This is a genomic window from Legionella sp., assembly GCF_049790535.1.
Classification (GTDB): Bacteria; Pseudomonadota; Gammaproteobacteria; order Legionellales; family Legionellaceae; genus Legionella.
This window is the reverse complement of the sequence record NZ_JBAQZB010000087.1, coordinates 1-9137: the sequence shown is the minus strand read 5'-3', so window position 1 is coordinate 9137 and position 9137 is coordinate 1. Positions and strand designations below refer to the sequence as shown.

The following is a 9137-nucleotide window of genomic DNA, read 5'->3' as shown; positions in this document are numbered from 1 at the left end:
ATAAACGTATAACGACCATTGTTTTCCTCTACTTTAGAGTGGTTACGTAAAAATGCCGTGTATTGTACGAAAATTAATACGGCATGTGAAGTAATTCTTGCAAATTATCTTCTAAAAACTATTATTTTCAATAAATTCAGCTGGATAAATCGTCACTTTGTTCCGAACAAGATTTCCTAGGATCACATCAGATCATCTGGAAATAAACCTTTCAATCCAGCCATTCCACCAATTCCGCGCATCATTTTTTGCATACCACCAGGCTTGGTGAATTTTTTCATCATTTTTTGCATTTGTTCAAATTGTTTTAATAGTTTATTAACATCCTGAATTTGCATCCCTGATCCTAACGCAATACGTTTTTTACGTGAACCGACAATTAATTTAGGAATGCGACGTTCTTTAGGCGTCATGGAGTTAATAATTGCAATAGTCTGTGCCATGGCTTTGTCACCAACTTGTTTCATTGTTTGTTGGGGCATCATTTGGTTTATACCGGGTAATTTACTCATCATTCCCGTAATGCCGCCCATATTATTCATTTGCAGCAATTGTTGTTTAAAATCTTCTAAATCAAAGCTTTTGCCTTTTTTTAGTTTTTTAGCAAGCTTTTCGCTGGCTTTTTTGTCTGTTTTTCGTTCAACTTCTTCAATAAGGGTAAGAATATCACCCATTCCTAAAATTCTTGAAGCAATACGCTCAGGATGAAAGGGTTCTAAGGCATCAACTTTTTCACCGCTGCCAATGAATTTTATGGGTTGGCCAGTAATCTGTTTCACCGACAAAGCAGCACCACCACGCGCATCACCATCAGTTTTGGTTAGAATCACTCCAGTTAATGGTAAGGTTTCATGGAAGGCTTTTGCTGTGTTAGCAGCATCTTGTCCCGTCATACTGTCCACAACAAACAACGTTTCAATGGGTTTAAGTGATTGATGCAGAGCTGTAAGCTCAGCCATCATTTCTGCATCAATGTGCAAACGGCCTGCAGTATCAATAAGTAGCACATCCACATAGTGCTTTTTTGCACTGTCTAATGCTTTTTGAGCAATCACAAGTGGTTGTTCATTAGCTTCTGCTGGGAAAAAGGCGACGTCTATTTGTTCTGCTAATACTTTAAGTTGTTGGAGTGCTGCAGGTCGATATACGTCGACACTGGCTACCATTACTTTTTTATTTTCGGTTTCTTTTAGATAACGGGCAAGTTTTGCTGTACTGGTGGTTTTACCAGAGCCTTGCAATCCAGCCATTAAAAATACAGCAGGAGGTTGGGTTTTAAAATCAAGCTCTGCACGATCTCCACCCATAACAAGAATTAACTCATCATGAACAATTTTTACAAATGCTTGATCTGGATTTAAGTCGTTTAAAACTTCTTGTCCCAATGCTTTTTGTTTTACCTGTTCAATAAACTCCTTAATGACAGGCAAGGCGACGTCCGCCTCAAGGAGAGATTGTCTGACTTCACGTAGAGCGCTTTGTACATTCTCTTCGGTTAATCGAGCCTGCCCGCGCAAATTTTTAAAGGTACGAGTCAAACGTTCGGTCAAGGTATCAAACATGATTAGGATACTCAAAATAAAATGGAAACTATAGCACATGTGCTCTTCGGAAATGAAGAGATAAAAGAGCTGATTCTAGCTCGCTAACAAAAAACTTTGTAATGCATGTAAAGGTGGAAAATACTCTAAAAGTTTGGAATAAGAGAAAATTAACAGTACAATATGCTTTTAAAAGGCCAATTCGAATTTAATCCTCCAGGTCTAGTTTTTTTCACATCGATCTTATTATTTACACTAAGATTGATAGAAATACAGGGATTTTCTATTTAAATCGTGGTACTTTAACAAAAGATTTTATTATGAATGCTATTACTAAGGGTTCCTTAAGCTTTAATTTGATTTAATTTAAGCTTCTGCAAGCCCCGTACTGCAATGAAGGAAGGCGATGAGCACTAAAAAACACTCACTAACTATTTTCAGTTTGACGATGATTACCGTCGGCTCAGTAGATAGCATTCGCAATCTACCCGCTACCGCCTTATTTGGCAGCCAATTAATATTTTATTTTTTTTTAGGGGCAATATTTTTCTTAATTCCAACTGCATTAGTTTCTGCTGAATTGGCTTCAGGATGGGCAAAACAAGGTGGAATTTACATTTGGGTAAAACAGGCCTTTGGAAAGAAAATTGGTTTTTTGGCTATTTGGTTACAATGGATTGAAAATGTGATTTGGTATCCTACCATTTTGTCTTTTGTTGCTGGAACTATCGGTTATTTGATTAATCCTGCCTTAACAAGCAATCCCTTTTTTCTTTGGGCTGTTATTGTGAGTTGTTTTTGGGGCGCTACTTTATTAAATTTACGAGGGATGCATTCTTCCGCTTTATTTAGCAATTTATGTTCGCTTGCTGGTTTATTGTTGCCTATGTCATTGATTATTGGTTTGGGTGTGATTTGGATTATTCAAGGAAATCCCTTACAAATACAATTTAACATACCCAGCATTGTTCCTCACTTATCTGATCGCTCAATGTGGGTTTCTTTAACTGCAATTATTATGTCTTTTTGTGGTATCGAAATTGCCACCGTTCATGCAAATGATGTGCATAATCCACAATACGCATTTCCTAAGGTTTTAGTTTATTCTGTAGGAATTATTTTAAGTACTTTGATTTTTGGCTCATTGGCTATCGCCATCGTGTTACCTCATAACGATATTAATTTAGTTGCAGGGATTATGCAGGCTTTTGCAGCATTCTTCACAAGTTACCACATGTACTGGATGATGCCTGTAGTGGCCTTGATGTTGGTTTTAGGTGGTCTTGGTGGGGTGAGTAACTGGATTATTGCTCCTACGAAAGGATTATTAGTTGCCGCAGAAGATGGTAATTTACCAAATTCATTTCAACGTACCAATGCTAAAGGTGCCCCAGTGATGATGTTATGTACTCAGGCAACCATAGTAACCGTATTGTCTGGCTTGTTCTTATTTATGCCTAGCGTTAATGGCTCTTATTGGTTATTAACCGCTTTAGCAGCTCAATTATATATGTTAATGTATCTTATTATGTTTACAGCAGCGATTAGATTACGTTTTACTGAACCTAATCATTTTAGACCATTTAAAATCCCTGGTAAAATTTGGGGGATGGTCGTGGTTGCCGGTGTGGGAATAATTGGTGTATGTACTACTTTGGCAGTTAGTTTTATTCCACCTGATGGCATTGATGTCGGTAGTTTGACGCGTTATGAATTGACCTTAATTATTGGTTTAATTCTTATGTGTTCGCCTCCATTTATTAGTTCTTGGTTGCAAACAAAAACTTCAGATATGGAGCCTGTAGTTTAATTAGCGTGTCTCCAGCTCATGCCAATAAAACAGAATTTAGGGAGCGCCTTATTTACACAACTGAAATGTTAACTGAATCGAATCAATTATTAACCGAATTAATTGCCAGATTGCCTGAATTAGAATGGAAAATTAGTAAATTAGGCCTCTCTTTTTTAAGTTATAATTTACCTAGAAATTTATTTCGCTTCCATAGAGAAGGAGAAACCACTGCGGGTGCTTGTATCACAGAAATTAAAGAGGATCTGCAAACACTATTACAACAGAAGAGTGAACGTAGTGCTTTTTATTTAGCAGAGCAGATTAGGCGAAAAGTAAATGTTTTAGTAACCTTATGCCAAATACATAGTCGAAAAAATAAAAAAGAAGAAAAAGTTTATTTTGGTGTCAAAATGTTAAGTACCAGACAACAATGGATAGCGCAGCTGGAAATGGATATTGGTACTTTGGAAAAGCAACAGCAAGCGCTAGCCAAAACTTTCGAACAGAGGATAGATAATAACCATAATTCAGCAGCGACTTTACAACTAAAAGCTGAATTGGGAGAAATTGAACGTCGTTTAACTTTAGCTCAAGAAACATTCAATCGTGCAGTTTCTTAGAACATTGACTTAGACGAACGAATATTAAAATCAATTAGTGAAAAGAGTGTGACTTCATATAAAATAGCTATAACGTACCCAAAAAGGAGTTTTTTCAATGTCTGATAAATTTACTCAAGTTACTCAAGGTATTAATACACAACTTGCTAAACTACGTAAAGAAATGCCCGATGTTATGGCAGGTTTTTCGGCTTTAGCTCAGGCTGCTACGAAAGATGGTGCTTTAGACAAGAAAACTAAAGAATTAATTGCCATGGCATTAGCTGTTGCAAATCATTGCCCGGGTTGTATTGGATTTCATTCTCAAACCTTAGTTAAATTACACGTTTCTAGAGAAGAACTTTTAGAAACTTTAGGGATGGCAATATACATGGGCGGTGGCCCTTCTTTAATGTATGCCGCTGAAGCTTTAGAAGCTTTCGAAGAGTTTAGTCAGTAGTGAAAGGCTGAGGTGTCACTATTTTTTTAAAAAACCGATACCTTAGCCATTGTATCCAAAAGATTTTGGTTTTGAGTAGAGAATTGAATTTGTTTTTATTTCCCACTCCCAGCCGCAGCGATCTGATCCATTTCAGTTTTAGCTCCGCTATTGCATTTGCAAGGATAGTGTTTGGTTACTCCTAACCAGGCAACTTGTGAGACGGTCATGGCATCCTTATCACTTTGTTGACTTGAGATTTCTTTATAAGTTTGCTGAATTAGCTCATCAAGCTTTAAAGCATTCAATTGCACTCCTGGAGGCAGACAAAACATAGGATTCCCTTGTTTTTGAGCTAGTTCATTAGCATGAGTCATCGTTTCTTCAATACTTTCACAGGTAATTGTGAGTACGTGCCGAGCCGATCTGGCCCAGGCTTGGGCTTGGGGATCTGCTTTAATTTCCATTTGGGGAATAGTACTGGCAATACCCATGTAACTTTTAATCGTATCTGCATTAACTGCGTTACAAATAAGAATGAAACAAATTAAATATAGACGCATAATAAATCCCTGAAAATTTTAAATGGCATGTGGCTTAATTAATCCTAGTTTAAATGCAACAAATAAAAAAATAAATAAACTCAATGAGATACCTACTCGTAAGGTCAATGCTTTAACCGTGCGTTTAGTATTTCCTGAATCACGAATAAGAAAAATAAGACCACTGGCTAAGGAGACAGCGATAATAATCATAGCAAAGATGATGATGATTTTGGTGATCATTTGTTATACTCCCAAAACTGCTTGGGTTTGTTGACATTTCGCCATGATAGTAGAAATGTCAACAGACCCTAATCTGTTGTGAAACTATCTGAGTAATTGATGCCTAGTGTACCTTTTTTTAAATTTTGTTTCATCCCAAGTTGGAAGATGATTTTTTTGACTACTTTATTTTTTTTGTTATTTATGCGATTAGGATTTTGGCAGATACAGCGTGCCGATGAAAAAACAAACATGATAATGACGCAAAAAAGACTACAAAACTTAAATCCCAAGGTTTGGATTCCAAAGCAAAAACTCCCTTTGCAATATGAGCGTGTCCAATTGGCGGGAAATTATTTGTCTCAAACATTTTTGTTGGATAATCAGCATTACCAACATCAGTTTGGTTATGATGTCTTATCACCTTTAGAGCTTGCTGATGGCTCAGTGGTCTTGATCGATAGAGGGTGGCTTCATGGTGATGGTACACGCCGTATTTTCCCAAAAATTGAAATTCCCAATAAATTAATTCAATTACAAGGAACTGCTTATTTTCCCAATAAAAATCAATGGGTTTTGGGACCAGTTATTGAAAAAAAAGGAAATAACCTAATTATTCTTGAACGTTTTGACGAACAATTGTTAAGTCAACTTTTGCAAAAAGGAGTCTATCCGTTTATTATTCGTCTCGACAAGCAAGATACATATGGATTTGTGCGTGAATGGGAAATAGTAGCCATGCCTCCGCAACGGCATTTAGCCTATGCGCTGCAATGGTTTGCTATGGCTTTTGTAATTTTAACTCTATTTTTAGCATTAAATCTGAAGAAAAAAAATGAAGAAACAGTCCAATAAATTTTATGTTTTGCTGTTATTAATTGCTGTATTTGCTGCCCCTGGTATCGCAGCCTATGAATTTTATCAACATCCTAAATGGTTAAGTTCAACAAAAATTAATAAAGGAACTTTACTAAGCCCTCCTGTAGTTTTAAATGCGTTAAAAGGAGAATCCAAATGGCATATTGTTTTTTGGACTCCAAATGCCTGCGATCTAGCTTGCTTGAAACAATTGGAAACCTTAGCGAGAATACGCTTGGCTTTAGGGCGTAAATTATATCAAGTGGATCAGTGGCTTATTCTTGATGATAAAACCCCATCTTTATCCCAAGAAGCACGATCCATGTTAAAGGAATTGGATTTTAAGGTGGCGCAATTGACTGCAGCTGATGTAAATGCTCAAGAGACTTTATTCTCTGAGGCAAAGGTATTTTTAGCTGATCCTAATAATTATTTAATTCTTAGTTATGCGTCATTAGCTAATCCTAATGATATTTATAGAGATTTGAAATTATTGCTTACTACAACAGAAAAAAATGGTTAATTCAATGCAAAATAAATTAGTACGCTATGCGGCAACCAGTGCTGTGCTTTTATCATTATTGGTCGTTATGTTAGGTGCTTATACGCGTCTGACTGATGCAGGTTTGGGTTGCCCAGATTGGCCTGGTTGTTATGGTCGGATGGTACTTCCTGGCGCTAATAAAGTTGCATTAATGGAAGCGCAAAACACTTATCCGCAGATCCCTATTGAAGCTAGAAAAGCATGGACGGAAATGGTTCACCGTTATGCGGCAGGTACTTTAGCGTTATTAATTTTTTTTATTAGTGTTTCAATGTTACGTAAGCGTCTGCAAGGGGCTAATGTTCCTTGGCATTTGCCTGTGGCATTGTTGCTTTTAGTTATTTTTCAAGCTGTATTGGGTATGTGGACAGTGACGTTAAAACTGCTGCCTGTGGTCGTAATGTCGCATCTTTTAGGAGGAGTGCTTATTGTTGCCTGCTTAAGCCGTTTGCGTTTACAAATCAGTTCCTTGAAAGGGCAGGATTTGCCACAGTGGCGTCCTTGGTTGTGTTTCGCTATGTTCATTGTTTTCTTCCAAATTGCATTAGGAGGATGGGTAAGTTCAAATTATGCGGGAATTTCCTGTATTGGTTTTCCTCAGTGTAATGGAGTTTGGTTTCCTGATTTGCATTTTTCGCAAGGATTTAATTTATTTTCACCTGTAGGAGCTAATTATCAAGGAGGATTATTGGATCATGAGGTTCGTATGACTATTCAATTTATCCATCGTGCGGGAGCTGTGGTGACTGCTGCATATATTTTAGTTCTTTCCCTGTTCATAATGTTGAGATCACAGGCTCGTTATTTAAGAGTTGCTGCATTGGCGATGTTTTTATTGGTATTAGTACAGTTTATTTTAGGAATTTTGAATGTAATTTATTTAATGCCAATTACAGTGGCTGTCGCACATAATGGAGTTGCTGCTTTGTTACTGAGTACATTGTTTTGTTCATTTCACTTTACGTACAGAGGGCAAAACAATGCAAGTTGATTTGAGAGTGCGTCCACCAGTTGCCTGGAGTGATTACGTAGAGTTATGCAAACCTCGTGTAGTGATGTTGATGCTGTTAACTGTTTTAGTTGGTATGTACTTAGCAGCACCTGGTTGGATTAATTTATCTTTATTAGCTGCTTCGTTATTGGGTATAGGGTTATGTGCAGGTAGTGCGGCAGCAATTAACCACGTAGTTGATCGACGCATTGACTCAATCATGGCCAGAACGAAAAAAAGACCTATTGCTCATGGCCGTGTTTCTGTGGTTCAGGCCTCATGGTTTGCTTTAATTATGGGCGTTTTGGGATTGGCTTTTTTGATTGTTTTTGTGAATAAATTGACAGCACTGTTAACTTTTTTCACGTTAATTGGTTACGCAGCTATTTATACTGGTTATTTAAAGCGTGCTACCCCACAGAATATAGTGATTGGTGGCTTAGCCGGTGCTACGCCTCCTTTGTTAGGATGGACTGCCGTTACTAATCAGTTGGATCCCAATGCTTTATTATTAGTATTAATCATATTTACTTGGACACCTCCTCATTTTTGGGCTTTGGCTATCTACCGACACGAAGAATACCAACATGCAGAAATTCCTATGTTGCCAGTGACTCATGGAATTCAATTTACCAAGTTGAATGTTTACTTATACACCATCTTATTGCTCGTTGTGAGTACTTTACCATTTATAGTAGGGATGAGCGGCTTGTTTTATTTAATGGGTGCCTTATTTCTTGGGATACGATTTTTATTTTGGACCCATAAATTATATCGTACAGATAAAGCAGCAGTGGCGATGCAAACATTTCGATTTTCCATTGTATATTTAATGTTATTATTCGTTTTTTTATTAATTGATCACTATTTGTAAGGAAGAGTGAATGAATCTCAAGTCTAAGGGTGTTACCTTTACTGTAGTTATATTACTGGCTCTAGGAGGGCTATTTTCGGGAATTTTTGTGAGAAATCACCTCTATTTTAAGAAAAAAATTGACGTGGTAAATTTTCATGGTACTTATCTTGAAAATCCGAGAACAATAAATCAATTTAACTTGATAGGTATTGATCAAAAAACATTTGATAATGCACGCTTACAAGATCAATGGACATTGGTATTTTTTGGTTTTACCAATTGTGGTTATTTGTGTCCAACCACTATGGCTGAATTAGGAAAAATGTACCGTATCCTTGAAAGCAAGGAAATAAAGAATTTACCACATGTAGTAATGATTTCTATTGATCCTGATCGCGATGACCAAGAGAAATTGGGTAATTATGTCACTTCATTTCATCCTGCTTTTTATGGTGCTCGAGGGGATGAGACCTCTATTAAAGCAATAACTCGAGAATTGGGAATTGCTTATGCAAAGGTTATATATAAAGACAGTAATGATCTTCAACACTATGACCTACAACATAGTGGTGCTCTAATGTTATTTAATCCTCATGGTGAGTTAAATGCATTTTTTACCACGCCACATCATGCTGATCTATTGGCAAAAGATTATATTTCATTAGTTTCTTAAACTATCCATCTTAGTAACTCTGCTACTAAGGGGAGATGGTAAAAAATTAAATTAGAATAAAATGCTAACGGACTCTGTTC

Annotated in this window: 11 protein-coding genes; 8 read left to right on the top strand and 3 right to left on the bottom strand. The window is 36.8% G+C overall.

Features of this window, described 5'->3' with window-relative positions; all coding sequences use genetic code 11:
* Positions 1–182 precede the first annotated feature (182 nt).
* Positions 183–1562: a signal recognition particle protein gene (gene ffh, locus WA877_RS05115; protein ID WP_425169858.1), complete on the bottom strand. Its 1380-nt coding sequence runs from the start codon at positions 1560–1562 to the stop codon at positions 183–185.
* 385 nt (positions 1563–1947) lie between these two features.
* On the opposite strand from ffh, the gene WA877_RS05110 reads away from it, so the two are divergent.
* The 3 genes from WA877_RS05110 (at position 1948) to WA877_RS05100 (ending at position 4392) form a co-directional block, all read left to right on the top strand.
* A complete protein-coding gene (locus WA877_RS05110) occupies positions 1948–3351 on the top strand; it encodes an APC family permease (protein ID WP_425169857.1) in 1404 nt (467 codons plus the stop codon).
* A gap of 65 nt (positions 3352–3416) precedes the next feature.
* Positions 3417–3953 carry a hypothetical protein gene (locus WA877_RS05105; RefSeq protein WP_425169859.1) on the top strand — a complete coding sequence of 179 codons (537 nt, stop codon included), beginning with the start codon at positions 3417–3419 and terminating at the stop codon, positions 3951–3953.
* 97 nt (positions 3954–4050) lie between these two features.
* The gene (locus WA877_RS05100; RefSeq protein WP_425169856.1) at positions 4051–4392 is read left to right on the top strand and encodes a carboxymuconolactone decarboxylase family protein; all 342 of its coding nucleotides are present in this window, start codon (positions 4051–4053) and stop codon (positions 4390–4392) included.
* A 95-nt stretch (positions 4393–4487) separates the two neighbouring features.
* On the opposite strand, the gene WA877_RS05095 is transcribed toward WA877_RS05100, so the two are convergent.
* Entirely contained in the window at positions 4488–4934 is a 447-nt protein-coding gene (locus WA877_RS05095; RefSeq protein WP_425169855.1) for a phosphatase, read from the bottom strand.
* A gap of 18 nt (positions 4935–4952) precedes the next feature.
* Positions 4953–5156, bottom strand: a complete 204-nt coding sequence (locus WA877_RS05090) for a twin transmembrane helix small protein (RefSeq protein WP_425169854.1) — start codon at positions 5154–5156, stop codon at positions 4953–4955.
* A 99-nt stretch (positions 5157–5255) separates the two neighbouring features.
* Here WA877_RS05090 and WA877_RS05085 point away from each other — a divergent pair, with 99 nt between their 5' ends.
* From WA877_RS05085 to WA877_RS05065, 5 genes are read left to right on the top strand one after another with little or no spacing between them, the layout of a single operon-like run.
* Positions 5256–5990, top strand: a complete 735-nt coding sequence (locus WA877_RS05085) for an SURF1 family protein (RefSeq protein WP_425169853.1) — start codon at positions 5256–5258, stop codon at positions 5988–5990.
* Positions 5971–6516 (top strand): hypothetical protein, encoded by a 546-nt coding sequence (locus WA877_RS05080; protein WP_425169852.1) that lies wholly within the window; start codon positions 5971–5973, stop codon positions 6514–6516. Before WA877_RS05085 ends, WA877_RS05080 begins: the two co-directional genes overlap by 20 nt.
* Before the next feature lie 4 nt (positions 6517–6520).
* The gene (locus tag WA877_RS05075; protein ID WP_425169851.1) at positions 6521–7528 is read left to right on the top strand and encodes a COX15/CtaA family protein; all 1008 of its coding nucleotides are present in this window, start codon (positions 6521–6523) and stop codon (positions 7526–7528) included.
* Positions 7518–8402 (top strand): heme o synthase, encoded by an 885-nt coding sequence (gene cyoE / locus WA877_RS05070; RefSeq protein ID WP_425169850.1) that lies wholly within the window; start codon positions 7518–7520, stop codon positions 8400–8402. The genes WA877_RS05075 and cyoE overlap by 11 nt, the downstream gene beginning before the upstream one ends.
* A gap of 10 nt (positions 8403–8412) precedes the next feature.
* Positions 8413–9057, top strand: a complete 645-nt coding sequence (locus WA877_RS05065; RefSeq protein ID WP_425169849.1) for an SCO family protein — start codon at positions 8413–8415, stop codon at positions 9055–9057.
* Positions 9058–9137: the final 80 nt, after the last annotated feature.